Below are 16,780 nucleotides of genomic sequence, written 5' to 3' on the forward strand. Positions count from 1 at the left end.
CACCACCTTTCCTCGGGCGAGTATTCCACCGTTGCGAATAACTATATCGATAGATAGTGTGTGCTCCAGCTCACCGACTATCTATGTAGATAGTTATTTCACCCTCAGTGTTCGGAGGATCCGACATGACCGATCTCGGCCCCACCGGGGCGACCGCGAAGAACATGGCCTACCCGCTCGACGCCTGGTACGTCGTCGCCTGGGATCACGAGGTGGGTCGCCGCGAGATCCTCGCCCGCACCATCGCCGGCAAGCCGATGGCCCTCTACCGCACCGAGGAGGGCCGTCCCGTCGCCCTCGCCGACGCCTGCTGGCACCGCCTCGCGCCGCTGTCGATGGGCAAGCTCATCGGTAGCGAGGGCATCCAGTGCCCCTACCACGGTCTTCAGTACAACTCCGCAGGTCGCTGCACACACATGCCCGCCCAGCAGACGATCAACCCGTCCGCGATGGTGGCGTCCTATCCCGTCGTCGAGCGGCACCGCTTCGTGTGGGTCTGGCCGGGCGACCCGACGCAGGCCGATCCCGATCTCATTCCGGACATGTTCCAGATGGACTCCCCCGACTGGGCGGGCGACGGACGCACGATCGACGTGCAGGCCAACTACCAGCTCGTCCTCGACAACCTCATGGACCTCACCCACGAGGAGTTCGTGCACTCGTCGTCCATCGGCCAGGACGAACTGAGCGAGTCCGACTTCGTCGTCACCCACGACGACCGCACCGTCACGGTCACCCGCTGGATGCACGACATCGACGCACCGCCGTTCTGGCTCAAGAACATGCGCGACAAGTTCCCCGGCTTCGAGGGCAAGGTCGACCGCTGGCAGATCATCGAGTTCCAGGCACCGTCCACGATCCGCATCGACGTCGGTGTGGCCAAGGCCGGCACCGGTGCTCCCGAGGGCGACCGCAGCCAGGGCGTCAACGGCTTCGTCATGAACACCATCTCCCCCGTCGACGAGAGCACCGCCCTCTACTTCTGGGCGTTCATGCGCAACTACCGCCTCGACAGCCAGCTCATCACCACGCAGCTGCGCGACGGCGTGCACGGCGTGTTCGGTGAGGACGAGGCGATGCTCACCGCGCAGCAGAAGGCCATCGAGGCGAACCCGGATCACGAGTTCTACAACCTCAACATCGACGCCGGCGGCATGTGGGTGCGACGCCTGATCCAGCGCATGGTCGAAGCGGAGCGGAACCTCAACTCGGCCACCGCCGTTCCCGAGGGAGCCCACTGACATGAGCAACAACCAGATCCGTTGGCAGCGGGCCCGAGTCGTGAGTGTCGAGCGGGCCGCCGATTCGATCGCCGAGATCACCCTCGCCGCCGACACCGCCCACCGCGTCGAACCAGGCGCCCACATCGACGTGCGTCTCCCCTCTGGCGACACGCGTTCGTACTCCCTCGCGGCGGGTGGTCCGGACGGTCGCCTCACACTCGGCGTCCACCGCTCCCCCACCTCGCGCGGCGGCTCCGAGTACATGCACTCGCTGTGTCCCGGCGACGAACTCGAGATCACCGAGCCGCTCCAGAACTTCCCGCTGCGGGTCGGCGCACCGCGCTACGTCCTGCTCGCCGGCGGCATCGGCATCACCGCCGTCCGCGCGATGGGAGCCGTGCTCCGCCGCCTCGGTGCCGACTACCGCTTCGTGTACGTCGGTCGCAGCCGTTCCGCGATGGCCTTCCTGCCCGAACTCGAAGCCCTCCACAGCGACCGTCTCGACGTCCACATCGACGACGAGGGAACAGGATTGGACGTCGCCGCGCTCGTCGACGGCGTCGATCACACCACCGAGCTGTACATGTGCGGTCCGATCCGCCTGATGGACGCCGTGCGGCGCCGGTGGCACGACCGCGACCTGCCGATGCCGAACCTCCGCTACGAGACCTTCGGCAACAGTGGATGGTTCGACGCCGAGGAGTTCACGGTCACCGTGCCCGAACTCGACGTCACCACCACCGTCGGTTCCGACGAATCGATGCTCGACGCCCTCCGGCGTGCCGGCGTCGACATGATGTTCGACTGCCGCAAGGGCGAATGCGGCCTGTGCGAGGTCTCCGTCGCCTCGCTCGACGGTCGCGTCGACCACCGCGATGTCTTCTTCAGCGAGGAGCAGAAGCGCTCCTCGCGTCGGATGTGCGCCTGCGTGTCACGCGTGGTGCGCGATTCGGCATCGCCCCGATCGACGACGGGTGTCGTCACGCTCGACCTTCCCTGACAACCGCGCATTTTCACACCACGAGGAAACACGATGGATCTTCGCGCACGCATCGACGCCTCGCCGATGCATCCCTACCAATGGATGGTCGTCGCCCTGTGCGTCGTGCTGAACATCCTCGACGGATTCGACGTCATGGCCCTGGCGTTCACCGCCAAGAGCATCGGCAGCGACTTCGGCCTCGGCGGATCGGAACTCGGCGTGCTGCTCAGCGCGGGTCTGATCGGCATGGCCGTCGGCGCTCTCGCTCTCGCCCCGATGGCCGACCGGATCGGCCGACGGCCCCTGATCCTGATGTCGGTCGCACTCGCCACCGCCGGCATGGGCCTGTCCGCGAGCGCCGGATCGGCGTGGGAACTCGGCATCTGGCGGGTCATCACCGGACTCGGTATCGGCGGCGTCCTCGCCTGCACCACCGTCATCGCGAGCGAATACTCGTCGGCCCGCTGGCGTGGTCTGGCCATCAGCATCTACACCGCCGGATACGGTGTAGGTGCCACGATCGGCGGCATGGCCGCCGTCGGTCTGCAGAGCGGATACGGTTGGCGTGCAGTCTTCGTCACCGGCGCCGTCCTCACCGGCCTGGCACTCGCCCTCCTCGTCGTCCTGCTGCCCGAATCCCTGGACTTCCTCACCAGCCGGGGACGCGCAGGCGATCTCGACCGGATCAACACCATCGCGCGACGCATCGGCCAGAGCCCCGTCCCGGCGCTCGCCCGTTCCGCCGACAAGGCGGCACCGCGGGCAGGACGGATCTCGGACCTGTTCTCCGGAAGCAACACCCGCTCGACGGTGCTGCTCTGGGCGGCCTTCTTCGCCACCATGTTCGGTTTCTACTTCGTCAACTCGTGGACGCCGTCGCTGCTGGAGACCGCCGGTCTCACGAAGGACCAGAGCGCCACGGCGGGCATGATGCTCACCCTCGGCGGCACCGTCGGTTCGGTGCTCTTCGGAGTGTTCGCCAGCCGCTGGGCCACCCGGTCGGTCCTGCTCACCTTCACCATCGCCGCCGCCGCGACCATGACCGTCTTCATCATGTCGATCTCGACGCTGACGCTGGCGTTCGCACTCGGCATCCTGATCGGCGGACTCATCAACGGGTGCATCGCCGGCCTGTACACCCTCGCGCCGTCCCTCTACGGACCGCAGGTGCGGGCCACCGGCGTCGGTTCCGCCATCGGTATCGGCCGAGCGGGTGCCATCCTCGCACCGACCGCGGCCGGTGTGCTCCTCGATGCGGGATGGACGCCCGAACAGCTCTACTTCGGAGTGGCCGGCGTGGTCGTGCTCGCCGCAGTGGCACTGTTCGCGCTGCGCCCGGCACACTCGGCGGACGCCTCGTCCGAGGCGGTGCCTGCCGCCGTCTCCACCGACTCGGCACGCTGAGCCGGTTCCACCATGATGTCGACGCGCTCGTTGCCGGTGTCCAGGGGGTTCGCGATCTCGTCCGCGAACATCCGCCCGGCGACGAGCGCGATCAGCATCAGCACCAGCGGTGCCACACCAGCCACGGTGAACAGCACCCACCGCGGCACCACCGTGGACAGCGGACCTGTTACCGCGATCGACACCGGCATGAGGGCGAGCGAGACGAAGAAGTCCAGGCTCGCCACCCGGCCGATCATGCCGAGCGGTACGCGCCTCTGCAGCAGGGTCCCCCACAGGACCATGCCCGCCGCGTCGGCGAATCCGATGACGAACGTCGCGATGATCATGACCGTGAACGACGTCGTGAAGGCGAAGACGGCCAACGGCAGAGTTCCCACACCCCAGCACATCAGCATGATGGTCAGGTAGCGACGCGGCAGAGGTCGCGACGACACCGCCAACGAACCCAGGGCTCCACCCACACCGAAGGCCGCGAGGATCGTGCCGAACCGTTGCTCCCCGTTGTCGAACAATTCGCGGGTGATGAACGGCAGCAACACCTCGACCGGCCCCATGACGACGAAGGTCATGACGCACGCGGCGATCAGGGTCCACAACAGCCACGGTGTGGTGATCGTGAAGGAGATGCCTTCCTTCAGATCGGCGAGCACACTCGTCTTCTCCTGCGACTCGGTCTCTTCCATCCGTTCCCGGGGGACGCGCACGCACAACAACAACACGAGCGCACACGCGTGGAAGGCGGCGACGATGAACGCGCCCGTCGCCGGGATGAACGCCCCGACCACCATTCCGGCCACGGCCGGTCCGGCGCCCTGCTGGAGGGTCGGTCGCAGCGCGCCCTCCATCCCGTTCGCGGCGAGAAGTTCCTCCGCGGGCAACACATTCGGCAACAGCGCGGTGTAGGTGGGGAAGAAGAACGCCGTGCCCGCGCCCAGCACCGCCGACGCAACCGCCATGTGCCACAGCGCTATCGCGTCGGAGAGCGCCAGCGCCGTCACGAGAGAAACCGTCACGAGGTTCACCGCCTGCACCGCGACCAGCACGGCCCGTTTCGGCAACCGGTCGGCCGCGATCCCGCCCACGAGCGCGAACGCGAGCAGGCCGGCGCTCAGGCACGCCGCGACCATCGACAGGGCGGTCGGGGTGTCGCGGATGGCGATCACCTGGAAGACCATCACGACCGTCCACATCCCGGCCGCGAACAATTCCGCCGCGACGGCACCGATCAGCAGGCGGTAGTCGCGGTGCCGCAGGGGTGCCAGTGCGCGCACCCGAGCGTTCATGGCTTCGGTCCTTTCCGGGTGCATTCCTTCGGAGCCGATCCCAGCACCAGGTGCGGCCAGTGGGCGATGTCGCGTCGCATCTGCCGGTCGTGGGTGGCCACGGCGACCGCGGCGTCGGTCGCCCCCAGGGCGTCGGTCAGTTCGTCGACCAACGTGATCGACAGGTGGTTGGTGGGCTCGTCGAGCAGCAGCACGTGCGGTCGCGCGGCGAGAACCATCGCCAGGTCGAGGCGTCGTTGCTGGCCCATCGACAGGTCTCGGACCCGCTTGCCGAGGTCACGTTCGGTGAACAGTCCGAGTTCGTCGAGATCGACGGCTCCCTGGTCGGGGACGAGGCCGGCGACGATCAGTTCGCCGACGTGCGCGTCGTAGACCTGCTGTACCCGCGCCGCCGACGGTGCCGGCGACTCCTGGGCGAGCCGGCCGATCCGTACGACGGGATCACTCTCGCGGGTTCCCGCCGTCGGTTCGACCTCGCCGGCCAGGACCGCGAGCAGCGTCGACTTGCCGGCGCCGTTGGGTCCGGTGATGACGAGCCGCGAACCGGCGAGGACGGCCAGATCGACCGGACGGTCGAGTCGGCCGCGCACCATGACGTCCTCGACGCGCACCAAGGGTGTGTCCGGGTCGATCCCGTCGGCCTCCGCGCCGAGCGCAGGCATGGAGAACTGCAGCGGCGGTACCGGTACCGCCACGGCATGGTCGTCCAGCGCTTCCTGACGGCGGTGCACCGACTGCACGAGCGCCGGCGCGCGGGTGGCACGCTGGTGCTTGCCGGTGCCCTTCTCCGGCCGCCAGCCGGTGACGAGCCGATCCTGCGCGGACTCGAGGTCCGATTCCAGCCGGGTCCGCTCGGCCTGCTCACGGGCGTATTCGCTCACCCAACGGGCATATTCGGCCTCGCGTCCCGTCCGGAAGCCGGCGTATCCCCCGCCGTACAGGCGTGGACGACCGTCGCGGCTCGGGTTCAGGTCGAGGATCGACGTGGCGACGTCGATCAACAGGGCGCGGTCGTGGCTGACGAGGACCACGCCGCTGCGGGTCTGCTGCAGGCGTTCGGTGAGATAGTCGAGCCCCGATGCGTCGAGATGGTTGGTCGGCTCGTCGAGCAACAGGAAATCGTGTTCGGCGCCGAGCAGTGCGGCCAGGCGCACGCGGTAGCGCTGCCCGACCGACATCTCCGCCAGCGGTCGCGAGCGGTCGGTGACGGCGCCGAGCGCTTCGAGGGCGGTGTCGACGCGACGGTCGGCGTCCCACGCGTCGAGTTGCTCGGCGATCTCGAGGGCGTCGGCGTACGCGTCGGCGGCGCCCGGACGTTCGTCGGCGAGTGCTGCGGTGCTCTCGTCGAGCGCCCGCAGCGCGGCGCGGACGTGCGCCAGCTCGATGTCGACGAGATCGCCGACGGTGCGCCCCTCGGCGACGGTCATCTCCTGCTCGGCGATACCGAACGAGCCGAACCGACGCACCGTCCCCGAGTCCGGTTCGAGGCGGCCGGCAAGGACGTGCAGCAGCGTGGACTTGCCGCGCCCGTTCTCCCCGACGACGCCCAGCCGGGAGCCCGGCGTGACCGCGAGGTCGACGCCGCGCAGGACGGGATGACCGTCGCGGGCGAGGTGGACGTCGACGGCGCCGAGTTGGGCGCGAGAGCGCCGGGGCATGGTGATGCTGATGGTCATGTGGTTTCCTCCGTGCGGAGGCGCACTCGTCCCCGGATCACGGGTGGGAGGATGCGCTCGCTGACGAACGGCCGGACACTCGGCCGTATTCGGGTACGGCTCGAACCGCGACCTCGGAGGACGTCCCGAGCCGCGGAGGGGGTGTCGTCAGTGGAAGTAGAGCGCCTGGATCATGATCTCCAGGGTACCGAGCGCCCGAGCACCGTCAATCGGATTTCGGTCCTCGGCCACGGCGCACGTCCGCCTCGGCGGCGAACCGTTCCTCGTATGCCGCAGCAAGTTCCTCGAGGGTCGCGGCGCAATCACCCTCGTAGGCCGGGGCGTGCATGGGTGCGAGAGTGCTCGGGTGCAGGTCCGCGAGTGCGCGGATGGTGGGTCCGAGTTCGGGGGTCAGGCACGTCGCGCGACCCAGGTCCTCCGCCTGCAGAGCGGGGCCGACGATCTCGCTCGTCGTCCGTGCCGGATATCTACCGAACGCCGTGAACAGATCACCGCACAACAGGGTGGATGTCGTTTCCTCGAACATCAGACCTGCATCCCATCCGTGTGGAACGTGCGGGGTGTCGATGTGCCGCACCCGACGGCGCCCGGTGGCCAGGACGTCCCCGTCCTGCAGGGGATGCGGTGGACGATCCGCAAGATCGGCGACCTGGACGAAACAACCCATCGCACCGTGGGCGACCTCCGCCGCCGGCGCCACTTCGAGCCAGGAGTTCATCGATCCGCACTCGTCGGCCTCGACGTGCCCGAAGGTGATCCACCGCAACCGATCCAGCGGTATCAACCGTGCTATCGCCTCCGACACCGACGGGAACAACGCCCGATATCCGGTATGGAACAGCAGAGGCTCGTCACCGTCCACGAGGAACTGGTTCATCGTCAGGTTCGCCGCGTCGAGAAATGTGGACACGCGGTAGACATCCGGAGCGATCTCGGTGATCTCGGTTTCCATCACAGGTCTCCTTGGTCGCACCCCCTTCTTTCGAGCGTGCCTCTGTCTCCGGCCGGACACAAGCCTCCGAGCCGGTACTCGTGCGAAGATGCGAGGAACATCTGTCGACGAGGCCGCAGGAGGCGCTCATGGAGCACACCGAATCGTCGTTCACCGGCGTCGGCGCGATCCCGATCGTGTACGACGTGTGGTTGCCGGAGGCCCCTACCGGCGTGCTGATCCTCAGCCACGGGCTGGGTGAGCACGCACGTCGCTATGACCACGTCGTCGCGCGGCTCACCGATCTCGGCCTCGTCGTGTACGCCCCCGACCACCGCGGTCACGGACGGTCGGGCGGCAAGCGTGTGCGCGCCCGGGAGATGCGCGAGTTCACCGATGACCTGGACAGCCTGATCGATCTGGCGACCCATGCGCATCCCGGCCTGCCGGTCTTCATGCTCGGTCACTCGATGGGCGGTGCGATCGCTCTGGCCTACGCGCTCGACCATCAAGACCGGCTCGACGCGCTCGTGTTGTCGGGGCCGGCGGTGATCGTCACGTCGGGCACACCGAAGCCGGTCGTGGAGATCGGCAAGCTGATCGGGCGTTTCCTGCCGGGTGTGCCGGTGCAGCAGTTCGACAGCAAGGCGGTCTCGCGCGATCCCGCGGTGGTCGCGGCGTACGACGCCGATCCGCTCGTGCACCACGGTCTCGTGCCCGCCGGACTCGCGCGGGTGCTGGTGCTCAACGAGCAGAGCCTCGAGCGGCGCCTCCCGAACCTGAGGCTGCCGTTGCTCGTCATGCACGGAACCGCCGATGCGCTCGCCGATCCGGCCGGGTCGCAGCTCATCGCCGACCGTGCGGGTTCGAAGGACTTGACGCTGAAGTTGTACGACGGGCTGTACCACGAGGTGTTCAACGAGCCGGAGAAGGACCGCGTGCTCGACGACCTGACGGCCTGGTTGAAGACACGACTCGACAACTGAGGCTCGACAACCGGAAGGAGAGGGCGTGTCGTCACGCATGCCGGTCGCGTTCGTCGGCCACGGCAGTCCGCTCAACGCGCTCGAATCGAATCGGTACACGCAGGCCTGGGCGGCGTTCGGGCGATCCGTGCCGACGCCCCGCGCGATCCTGGCGATCTCCGCCCACTGGTTCATCAACGCCACCGCGGTGACCGCGATGCGGTCGCCGCGCACGATCCACGACTTCTTCGGGTTCCCGCAGGAGTTGTTCGACGTCGAGTATCCGGCGCCCGGTGCTCCGGAACTGGCGGAGGAGATCGCCGACCTCGTCCACCCGACGTGGGTGGGTGCCGACGTCGACTCGTGGGGTATCGACCACGGCACCTGGTCGGTGCTCACCCACGCCTTCCCGGAGGCGGATGTCCCGGTGGTGCAGCTCAGCCTCAACGCCTACAAGCCGCTCGACTATCACGTCGAACTCGGAGCCCGTCTCGCCGGACTCCGCGATCGCGGGGTGTTGATCGTCGCGAGCGGCAACGTCGTCCACAACCTCGGCACGATGGATCCGCGACGCCCGGGCGCGGGATTCGACTGGGCGCACCGATTCGACGAGGATGCCTTCGCCGTTCTGCGCGACCGTCCCGGTGACGCCGCGGCGCTGGGTGAGCACCCCGATTACCGCCACGCGGTGCCGACCCCCGATCATTTCCTGCCGTTGCTGTACGTCGCGGGTCTGGCCGCCGAGTCCGGGGAGCAACCGGAGACCCTCGTCGACGGTGTCGAATACGGATCGCTGTCGATGACGTCCTACGCCGTCGGCGGGAACTGTCCGCCGCGCGACGGGGACGGCCACGGCGCCGGACTGCCCGAGAGCCCGGAGCCGCCCGACACCAACCTGTGAGCGTTCAGGCGGCGTCGTCCACTGCGACGATCGCGCGTCGCGCGAACCGGGTGCTGAGCCCGATCAGTTCCATGGCTTCGGGGATCGCGCGGGCCAGGACCGGCCACGCGTGGATCTGCCCGCGCCACAGATGTGTCTCCACGGTGCGTCCCGCCGACGCGAGTCGTTCGGTCATGATCTCCACGTCCGGCCTGGTCAGCTCGTATTCGGCGGCGCACATGAACATGGGAGGGAACAGCGCCGGATCGGCGTCGACAGGGTTCGTCTCGCCCTCGATCGCCTCTTCCCCGGCGAACCAGCGCGGACTGATCTTCCCGAGTGCCTTGATGGGCAGGTAGGCGTCCCTCGCCATGTACTTCGGGTCGTGCTTGTCTAGGTCGAGGTTGAGCAGCGGCGAGTACCCGATCACCGCGGCCGGTCGCTGGATGCCGCGACGCGCGGCGAGTTCGGCGACCTTCGCCGCGAGATAACCGCCGGCCGAGTCGCCGCCGACGACGATGCGCGTGGGATCGTCGGCCACCTCGAGCAGAGCGGTGTACGCGTTCATCGCGTCCTGCACCGAACCTGCGATCGGCACCGCGGGCACCTGCCGGTAGTCCATCGAGTACACCGGGGCACCGGAATCGAGCGCGAGCTGCACGCACAGCTGACGGTGGGTGGACGGGCCGCAGAAGATGAAGCCGCCGCCGTGGAAGTAGAGGATGGTGGCGTCGTCGAGCGGATCGTCGACCGGCTTCGGGGAGATGATCCGCTCACCGGGCACTCCGCCGAGTTCGGTCTGCGTGACGTGCACGGCGCGCGGCGTGGGCGTGATCCTGTCGACCACCCACGACAGCCGGCCGAGCACGGCGATGCCGAAGTCGTTGCTCGGCCAGAGACTCAGAATCGGTTTGAAGAGGATCCGGACCACCCACAGGAGGATCAGCGCGACCCTACTGCTGCGGTCGTGCCAGGTCACCGCATCGGTACGCATGTGCACACACTATGTGACCGATACGTCTCAGGCATCGAGAGTTCCGACACCCGGCGGCCCCGGACCTCGAACGCGTCACCCGATCCGCAGCAGCGGCACGAGCAGTTCCTCGTCGGTCAACGCCCCGTGCTGCCCGGGAAGGTTCGACATGACCTGCTCGCCGTCGCTGCGGATCACCGTCGATTCGCCGCGTCCGACGGCCACGATGTCGCCGATCCGTTTGGCCAGCGCCGGATCGGGATCGGATCCGAACAGGCACGCCGCGAACGCGTCGTCGCGGGTGCCGACCCACGCGTGGTCGCCGAGTTCGTTGCGCCAGCGTTCGAGGACCCGGTCGACGTGGTAGGTGTAGATGTGGCGGCACCGCGGTTCCCCGGCGATGACGGTGACGTCCTCACCGAGACCCGGGGTGTGGTCGAAGTCGATGCGGCGACCCCGCGAGGCGTCGACCATGCCGTGATCGGCGGTGACGAGCAGGCGGGTGCCGGTCGGCAGCGCGTCGGCGAGTTGCTCGACGAAACGATCGACCACCGTGAGTTGCGCGAGCCACGCCGCGGACTCCGGTCCGTAGACGTGTCCGAGGGTGTCGACCTCGCCGATGTAGCAGTAGACGAGGCTGCGGTCGCCGGCCCTCACCGCGGCGACGACCTGGGCGAGCAGATCGCCGTAGGCGGAGACCCCGACGAAGTTGCCGCCGCGCAGCACGGCCCGGGTGAGGCCGCTGCCCTCGAAGGCATTCGGCACGACGGTGGTGACGGTCAGGCCCGCCTCGCGGCCGCGTTCGAACACCGTCGGGTGGGGCTGCACGGTCTCGGGTACAAGATCGTCGCGCTGGTCGATCGCGGTTCCGGCGAGGGTCCAGCGGAGCCAGTTGACCGGGGCCTCGATCTCGTCGACGTACGACTGGTAACCGGTGATGCCGTGGAGGCCGGACGGCAGCCCCGTCCCGAGGGAAGCGAGGCTGACGGCGGTGGTCGTCGGGAAGCCGGCACGCATCGGGCTCCCCGGCGCCTGCGTCAGGTACGGAGCGGCTTTCGCGTTGCGCTGCAGCAGCTCCCATCCCATCCCGTCGACGAGTAGGACGACGGTGTGATCGACGGGAGTGAGATCGAGTCGGTTGGTCTCACCGGCGACCCCCGCGGACGAGAGCACCGAAGGCATCAGGTCGGCGAGGGTCGGCTCGGCGTAGACGTCGCGCAGTGGCAGGCTCATAACCCGAGTATGAGCCACTCGCCTGCGCCGAGGGTCACTTGATGTCGGAGCCGTGCTTCGTCAGCGGCATGACCTCGATGTTCATGTAGGGGAACAACGGCAGGTTCCACAGGATCTCGTGCAATTCGTCGGCCGACTCGACGTCGAAGATCGAGATGTTGCTGTACTGGCCGACGATCCGCCAGATCTCCCGCCACTTGCCCTGGCGCTGGAGATCCTGGCTGTAGGCCTTCTCCTTCGCGACGGTCTCGGCGCGCACGTCGGGGTCCAGATCGCGGGGGATGTCGACGTCCATCCGAACGTGGAACAGTGCCATGATGTTTCTCCTTCTTCTGTTCTGACGAGAGCGCGAATCAGGAACGCGCGTACTTCTTCACGACGTCCATGTCGAGTTCGACGCCGAGTCCCGGCCCCTCGGGCAGGTGCACCTGGCCCTCGGAGTAGGCGAGCGGCTCCTGCAGCAGTTCGACGGCGAACAACTGCGGACCGAACAGTTCGGTGCCGTAGTCGATCCCCGGTTCGGCGCAGGCGAAGTGGACGGACGCGGCGGTCCCGATGGGGCCTTCGATGGAGGTCGCACCGTGGCACCGCAGGCCGGCCGCCTTCGCGACGGCGACGACCTGCTTGCTGCGCTGCAGTCCGCCGCACTTGGTGGTCTTGAGCGCGACGACGTCGGCGGCGCCGAGCTTGGCCACCTCGTACGCGTCGTGCGGGGTCTGCACGGACTCGTCGGCCATCACCGGCGCCGAGACGCGTCGGTTGATCTCGGCGAGCACGTCGAGTTGATCTGCGGGAGTGGGCTGTTCGATGAGCTCGACTCCACCGTCGACGAGCTGCGGGACGTGGCGCAGCGCGGTAAAACGGTCCCAGCGGGCGTTGACGTCGATGCTGAATCCGACCTCGCCGCCGAACGCCTCGACGATCTTGACGACACGATCGGTGTCGACTGCCGGGTCGAGCGCACCCATCTTGAGCTTGAAGGAGTAGTTCAGACGCTGCTCACGCTTGTGGGTGACCTCCTCGACGATCTCTTCGAGCGGCGCGGCGCCGAGCGCCCACCGCACGTCGACGCCGGTCCGGAAGGCACCGCCGAGCAGCGACGCGACCGGCACACCCAGCGCGCGTCCCCACGCGTCGTGCATCGCGACGTCGACGGCGGCCTTCGCGAATCGCGCGTTGGCGACGATGCGCTCGATATCGACCATGACGCCACTGATCTCGTCGACTCCGCGTCCGATGATGTAGGGCCCGATGTAGCGATCGACGATCTGCTGCATCGTCTCGACCGATTCGCCGCCCCACCACGGCCCGCCCGGCACGACGCCTTCACCGTAACCGGTGACGCCGCCCTCGGTGGTCACCGCGACGAGCAGGATCGGCTGCGCTTCGGCGGTGGTGGTGGCGAACTTGTGGGGTCGGATCAGCGGTACATCGATGATTGTCGTGGTGACGGAGGCGATCTTCAGATCGGGGTCGGACATCGGAATTGCTCACAATCGGATCGGGGTGTGACGGGGAATACGTCGACCCTGCATTCAGCACGAATGCCGGTACCCCAGTGGGGCACCGGCATTCGTTACGCAGAACCGACTCGCGCGCGGGGGCCGGATCGGGCGGTTTCCGCGGTGCGGATCACGCTTCGGGGTCGAGTACGAAGTTGTAGGTCACTTCGTCGATGCCGTCGGCGTTGGGCTGCGGATCCAGGATGAGCTCGGGCTTGACGGCCGTGGCGACGTCGTCCTCGACCCACTCGCCGCCCTTGAAGTACAGCTGGGTGGTGATGGCGCGCTTGCCGGGAGCCTTCACCATGAGGTGCAGGTGGGCCGGACGCCAGGGGTGTCCGCCGTAGGAGCTGATGAACCAGCCGGTCGGTCCGTCGGCCGGGATCTTGTAGGGAGCCGGCTTGAGCGTGGTGATCTCGAAGTTGCCGTTCTCGTCGACCTCGACGGTGCCGCGCAGGTTCCACTCGGGGATACCGGGGGCGAACTGCGAGTAGAAGCCCTCTTCGTCGGCGTGCCACAGCTCGACGGTGGCGCCATGCAGGCCGTTGCCCTCGAGGTCGGTGACCTGGCCCTTGAAGACCAGCGGCGGCGCGACCTTGTCCTTCTCGCGCATCGGCATCGTGCACTTGGCCGGGAGCTTCGGGCTGTCCGGGACGTAGTAGGGGCCTTCGATGGAGCCCTTGGTGCCGGTGAAGCCCTTGCGGTTGTAGTGCACCTTCTCGATCTCGTGCTCGAGGAAGACGTCCAGCCACAGCGGCCACTCGCCGTATTCACCCACGTCGATGAGCCACTGCTTGAGCACCCGGTACTCGTCGTAGGTCACCTGGTGCTTCTGGATGATGTCGGCGAAAGCCCCGATCACGTCCTGGTAGATCGCCGACGCACGCTCGACCGAGGTGTCGGACGTGACCCGCTCGGACTTGAACTTGTCGGTCGCAGCGTTGCCGGACCCGTGGGCGGTGGGGTTCTCCATGGTGGTCATGGCTCTCCTCGTGGGGACTGAACTATCGGAAGTGTGGGGCCGGTGCGACACAGGGGCTGCGGTGATCACCGGTCAGTACGCTGTGCGTACTTGTGTATCGCAGTGCGTACATCACATACTGTGCGTGGTGTCACACAGCTTGTCAACACCGGATCGGGCAGTATCAACAAGTACGCAGGTAGGAGGCAGGATGCCGAGCATCGACCTAGGTAATGGCCCTAGCAACGATCGAGACTTCATCCAGAGCATCGAACGTGGTTTCGCGGTATTGCACGCCTTCGACGACAAGGACCCGAACCCCAGCCTGGCCGAGCTGGCCGCCAAGACCGGCCTGTCGCGACCCGCGGTCCGCCGGATCCTGCTGACCCTGCAGAAACTCGGCTACGTCACCTCACACGGCACGAGATGGTCGCTCACTCCACGCGTGCTCAGTATCGGCCGGCACTACACCGAATCCCACACTCTCGTGGACTCGGCATTGCCGAAACTCGTCGAGATCGCCGAGCACGCCAACGAATCCGCATCCCTCGGCGTACTCGACGGCACCGAGGTCGTCTACGCCGCACGCGTCCCGGTCCGCCGGATCATGAGCATCAACGTCTCCGTCGGCACCCGCGTCCCCGCCTACGCGACATCGATGGGTCGGGCGCTGCTGGCCTGGTCACCACGCGAAATCGTCGATCGCGTGCTCGAGGAAACCGAGTTCGTACGATTCACGAGCGCGACGATCGACAACCCCGACGACCTGCGTGCCGAACTGGCCCACGTGCGCAACCGCGGCTACGCGATCACCTCCGCCGAACTCGAGGAAGGGCTCATCACGATCGCCGCTCCCGTCTTCGACCCCTCCGGCTATGCCGTGGGAGTGCTCGCGTGCTCGACGTCGACCGGTCGGCACACCCTCGACTCGTTCCGCGATCTCGCTACGAAAAGGGTCGTGAACTGCGCCGAAAGGCTCAGCAGCGAGCTCGGCTACCACCACAACTGACGGCCCTCGATCACCCACGCAGCGTGACCGACGGTGCCACCCCGTACTTACGCTTGTAGGCCGCCGCGAACCGGCCGGTATGGGTGATACCCCACTTCAGAGCCACATCGGTGACCGACAGTTCCGCCGCATCGCCCACCGCGAGTTCCTCGTGGATGCGCTCGAGGCGCAGGTCGAGCAGATAGTCGCGCGGGCACACCCCGAGATATTCGCGGAACCCCTCCTGCAGGCGCCGCACGCTGACCCCAGCCACCTCGGCCATCTCGGCGGTGGTCCACGCCGAGGCGGGATCCTCGTGCAACCGGTCGAGGACACGCTTGATGATGCGCGGGCGCGCCCCGCCGGTCGGATCCGCGTCCTCCGGCATGACCGCGAGGATGAACGAGGTCGTCAGAGCACCCGACAACTGCTCCGAGACAAGCGGATTCCGCCAGAGCGATTCGTCTGTTTTGAGCTGCTCCACGACCGAGCGCAACAGCGTCATCCAGCTCTGGCCCGCCTGCGTCGTCAGATCCACCCGATTCGGGAGCTGCAGGTCGGGACGGGCGAGGATGCGCGACATCTCGCGCTGTAGATAGTCGCGTTCGAGCTTGATCCCGACGATCTCGCAGTCGTTCGTCCACTTCTGTTCCGGAGCTGCGGTGTCGGGACGGAAGACGGCGGCGTGCCCGACCTCCGACACCAACCCGTTGCCGGCGGCGATCCGACCGGCGATCGGAATGTTCACCGCGTACGCCCCGGGATGTTCACTGCGGATCGACACCGCCGCTCCCCAGCCGAGGCGCGTGAGACGGATCGGCCCGAGCGGCAGTGTTCGGAGCCGGAGCGAGGGCGCGACGTCGTCGAGCGGCGTCAGTTCGTGCTCGAAATAGGCATTCGAGACAGCCTCTTCCACCTCTTCCCAATCGACCGGCCCCGGAGTCGGCTCCATTGCCATCGGCCCCTCACCTTCGTTTCCAGCTCGTCGTCGGCGCTCCGACCTGCGCATCCGTGTGGTTCGAGCGCGTGCGATCCAGTGTGATGCGGAACACGGCCCCAGGCAAATAGGGCCCTTCGGCCCACTCACCGCGCTAGGTGGATAGTGACCGCGCTCACTGGATCGCACAAGTTCCACGACGTCCATATGGTCTGTGTCACATCGAATCGAAGTCCACCACAACCCGCACCGGACAGGAGGACGCAGACATGGATCAGCGCACACTCCGCAATATCTTCGGACAGTTCGCCAGCGGCGTCACCGTCATCACCTGCGCGAACAGCGACGGAGAGCCCCACGGCGCGACCGTCACCGCCTTCACCGCCGTCTCGCTCGAGCCCCGCCTGTGCCAGGTCACCCTGACCCGCACCTCCAAGGCCTGCCGGTTCCTGTCCGACGCGCCGTTCGCGGTCAACATCCTCGCCGCAAACCAGCTCGACACTGCACTGCACTTCGCAGGACGCCCCCAGTCGCCCGAGCCGGTCTGGGAGCAGGGCCCCACCGCCCCGATCCTCGCCGGCACCGCCGCGACACTGTCGTGCACGCCCTGGCGCGAATACGACGGCGGCGACCACATCATCTACATCGGCGAGATCGTCGACGCCACCTTCGACGAGACGGTCGACCCGCTCCTGTTCTACCGCAGCACTTTCCATGATCTCGGCGCCCCGAGCACGTCCACCGCGTGGAACGGCTCGCTCGACGATCCGCACAGCGGATGGTTCGACTCGCAGACCCGCTTCGTGCCGTTCCACCTCGCCGCAGCCCACGCCTGAACA

General features: G+C 67.4%; 15 protein-coding genes and 1 pseudogene. 7 read left to right on the forward strand and 9 right to left on the reverse strand.

All coding sequences use genetic code 11. From position 1 onward, the window contains the following. Positions 1–125: 125 nt before the first annotated feature. Genes AC6CID_RS13510 through AC6CID_RS13520 form a run of 3 tightly spaced genes read left to right on the forward strand, consistent with a single transcriptional unit; the run spans position 126 to position 3,609 of the window. The gene (locus AC6CID_RS13510) at positions 126–1,241 is read left to right on the forward strand and encodes an aromatic ring-hydroxylating dioxygenase subunit alpha (protein WP_033097558.1); all 1,116 of its coding nucleotides are present in this window, start codon (positions 126–128) and stop codon (positions 1,239–1,241) included. Position 1,242: 1 nt separating this feature from the next. Beyond that, positions 1,243–2,223: a PDR/VanB family oxidoreductase gene (locus AC6CID_RS13515; RefSeq protein WP_024102345.1), complete on the forward strand. Its 981-nt coding sequence runs from the start codon at positions 1,243–1,245 to the stop codon at positions 2,221–2,223. A gap of 33 nt (positions 2,224–2,256) precedes the next feature. Beyond that, complete coding sequence (locus AC6CID_RS13520) at positions 2,257–3,609, forward strand: MFS transporter (RefSeq protein WP_039584239.1); 1,353 nt, start codon at positions 2,257–2,259, stop codon at positions 3,607–3,609. Between the two features lie 41 nt (positions 3,610–3,650). Here AC6CID_RS13520 and AC6CID_RS13525 read toward each other — a convergent pair. The 3 genes and pseudogenes from AC6CID_RS13525 to AC6CID_RS13535 form a co-directional block, all read right to left on the reverse strand. After that, positions 3,651–4,895 (reverse strand): annotated as a pseudogene (locus tag AC6CID_RS13525) (MFS transporter); the annotation flags it as partial. After that, positions 4,892–6,571 (reverse strand): ABC-F family ATP-binding cassette domain-containing protein, encoded by a 1,680-nt coding sequence (locus AC6CID_RS13530; protein ID WP_498354063.1) that lies wholly within the window; start codon positions 6,569–6,571, stop codon positions 4,892–4,894. The pseudogene AC6CID_RS13525 and the gene AC6CID_RS13530, both read right to left, overlap by 4 nt. Positions 6,572–6,776: 205 nt before the next feature. Then, a complete protein-coding gene (locus AC6CID_RS13535; protein ID WP_064852570.1) occupies positions 6,777–7,523 on the reverse strand; it encodes an oxygen-binding di-iron domain-containing protein in 747 nt (248 codons plus the stop codon). A gap of 128 nt (positions 7,524–7,651) precedes the next feature. Between AC6CID_RS13535 and AC6CID_RS13540 the strand changes: the two genes are divergently transcribed. Further along, the gene (locus tag AC6CID_RS13540) at positions 7,652–8,488 is read left to right on the forward strand and encodes an alpha/beta hydrolase (RefSeq protein WP_039584243.1); all 837 of its coding nucleotides are present in this window, start codon (positions 7,652–7,654) and stop codon (positions 8,486–8,488) included. Between the two features lie 37 nt (positions 8,489–8,525). Further along, the gene (gene ygiD / locus AC6CID_RS13545) at positions 8,526–9,368 is read left to right on the forward strand and encodes a 4,5-DOPA-extradiol-dioxygenase (protein WP_019288822.1); all 843 of its coding nucleotides are present in this window, start codon (positions 8,526–8,528) and stop codon (positions 9,366–9,368) included. Positions 9,369–9,372: 4 nt separating this feature from the next. On the opposite strand, the gene AC6CID_RS13550 is transcribed toward ygiD, so the two are convergent. From AC6CID_RS13550 to catA, 5 genes are all read right to left on the reverse strand, one after another. Beyond that, positions 9,373–10,341: an alpha/beta hydrolase gene (locus tag AC6CID_RS13550; RefSeq protein WP_006553169.1), complete on the reverse strand. Its 969-nt coding sequence runs from the start codon at positions 10,339–10,341 to the stop codon at positions 9,373–9,375. Positions 10,342–10,416: 75 nt separating this feature from the next. Further along, on the reverse strand, positions 10,417–11,553 hold the full coding sequence (locus AC6CID_RS13555; RefSeq protein WP_498354064.1) for an alkaline phosphatase family protein: 1,137 nt from the start codon (positions 11,551–11,553) through the stop codon (positions 10,417–10,419). 34 nt (positions 11,554–11,587) lie between these two features. Further along, positions 11,588–11,869: a muconolactone Delta-isomerase gene (gene catC, locus AC6CID_RS13560; RefSeq protein ID WP_006553167.1), complete on the reverse strand. Its 282-nt coding sequence runs from the start codon at positions 11,867–11,869 to the stop codon at positions 11,588–11,590. A gap of 37 nt (positions 11,870–11,906) precedes the next feature. Continuing rightward, a complete protein-coding gene (locus tag AC6CID_RS13565) occupies positions 11,907–13,034 on the reverse strand; it encodes a muconate/chloromuconate family cycloisomerase (RefSeq protein WP_498354065.1) in 1,128 nt (375 codons plus the stop codon). Positions 13,035–13,185: 151 nt separating this feature from the next. Beyond that, complete coding sequence (gene catA / locus AC6CID_RS13570; protein ID WP_006553165.1) at positions 13,186–14,037, reverse strand: catechol 1,2-dioxygenase; 852 nt, start codon at positions 14,035–14,037, stop codon at positions 13,186–13,188. A 190-nt stretch (positions 14,038–14,227) separates the two neighbouring features. Here catA and AC6CID_RS13575 point away from each other — a divergent pair, with 190 nt between their 5' ends. Further along, positions 14,228–15,025, forward strand: a complete 798-nt coding sequence (locus AC6CID_RS13575) for an IclR family transcriptional regulator domain-containing protein (protein ID WP_006553164.1) — start codon at positions 14,228–14,230, stop codon at positions 15,023–15,025. A 10-nt stretch (positions 15,026–15,035) separates the two neighbouring features. Here the strand turns inward: AC6CID_RS13575 and AC6CID_RS13580 are convergent, their stop codons facing one another. After that, complete coding sequence (locus tag AC6CID_RS13580; RefSeq protein WP_039584248.1) at positions 15,036–15,956, reverse strand: AraC family transcriptional regulator; 921 nt, start codon at positions 15,954–15,956, stop codon at positions 15,036–15,038. Positions 15,957–16,210: 254 nt separating this feature from the next. On the opposite strand from AC6CID_RS13580, the gene AC6CID_RS13585 reads away from it, so the two are divergent. Next, a complete protein-coding gene (locus AC6CID_RS13585; protein WP_019288825.1) occupies positions 16,211–16,777 on the forward strand; it encodes a flavin reductase family protein in 567 nt (188 codons plus the stop codon). The last annotated feature ends 3 nt before the right edge of the window (positions 16,778–16,780 follow it).

The organism is Rhodococcus sp. GQ147, assembly GCF_059759155.1.

Bases quoted from the DNA above. Each gene is read 5' to 3' on its own strand.
- AC6CID_RS13550 (WP_006553169.1), bottom strand. From the start codon at position 10,341: ATGCGTACCGATGCGGTGACCTGGCACGACCGCAGCAGTAGGGTCGCG.
- AC6CID_RS13520 (WP_039584239.1), top strand. From the start codon at position 2,257: ATGGATCTTCGCGCACGCATCGACGCCTCGCCGATGCATCCCTACCAA.
- AC6CID_RS13515 (WP_024102345.1), top strand. From the start codon at position 1,243: ATGAGCAACAACCAGATCCGTTGGCAGCGGGCCCGAGTCGTGAGTGTC.
- catC (WP_006553167.1), bottom strand. From the start codon at position 11,869: ATGGCACTGTTCCACGTTCGGATGGACGTCGACATCCCCCGCGATCTG.
- ygiD (WP_019288822.1), top strand. From the start codon at position 8,526: ATGCCGGTCGCGTTCGTCGGCCACGGCAGTCCGCTCAACGCGCTCGAA.
- AC6CID_RS13575 (WP_006553164.1), top strand. From the start codon at position 14,228: ATGCCGAGCATCGACCTAGGTAATGGCCCTAGCAACGATCGAGACTTC.
- AC6CID_RS13585 (WP_019288825.1), top strand. From the start codon at position 16,211: ATGGATCAGCGCACACTCCGCAATATCTTCGGACAGTTCGCCAGCGGC.
- AC6CID_RS13530 (WP_498354063.1), bottom strand. From the start codon at position 6,571: ATGACCATCAGCATCACCATGCCCCGGCGCTCTCGCGCCCAACTCGGC.
- AC6CID_RS13580 (WP_039584248.1), bottom strand. From the start codon at position 15,956: ATGGAGCCGACTCCGGGGCCGGTCGATTGGGAAGAGGTGGAAGAGGCT.
- AC6CID_RS13535 (WP_064852570.1), bottom strand. From the start codon at position 7,523: ATGGAAACCGAGATCACCGAGATCGCTCCGGATGTCTACCGCGTGTCC.
- AC6CID_RS13540 (WP_039584243.1), top strand. From the start codon at position 7,652: ATGGAGCACACCGAATCGTCGTTCACCGGCGTCGGCGCGATCCCGATC.
- AC6CID_RS13555 (WP_498354064.1), bottom strand. From the start codon at position 11,553: ATGAGCCTGCCACTGCGCGACGTCTACGCCGAGCCGACCCTCGCCGAC.
- AC6CID_RS13565 (WP_498354065.1), bottom strand. From the start codon at position 13,034: ATGTCCGACCCCGATCTGAAGATCGCCTCCGTCACCACGACAATCATC.
- catA (WP_006553165.1), bottom strand. From the start codon at position 14,037: ATGACCACCATGGAGAACCCCACCGCCCACGGGTCCGGCAACGCTGCG.
- AC6CID_RS13510 (WP_033097558.1), top strand. From the start codon at position 126: ATGACCGATCTCGGCCCCACCGGGGCGACCGCGAAGAACATGGCCTAC.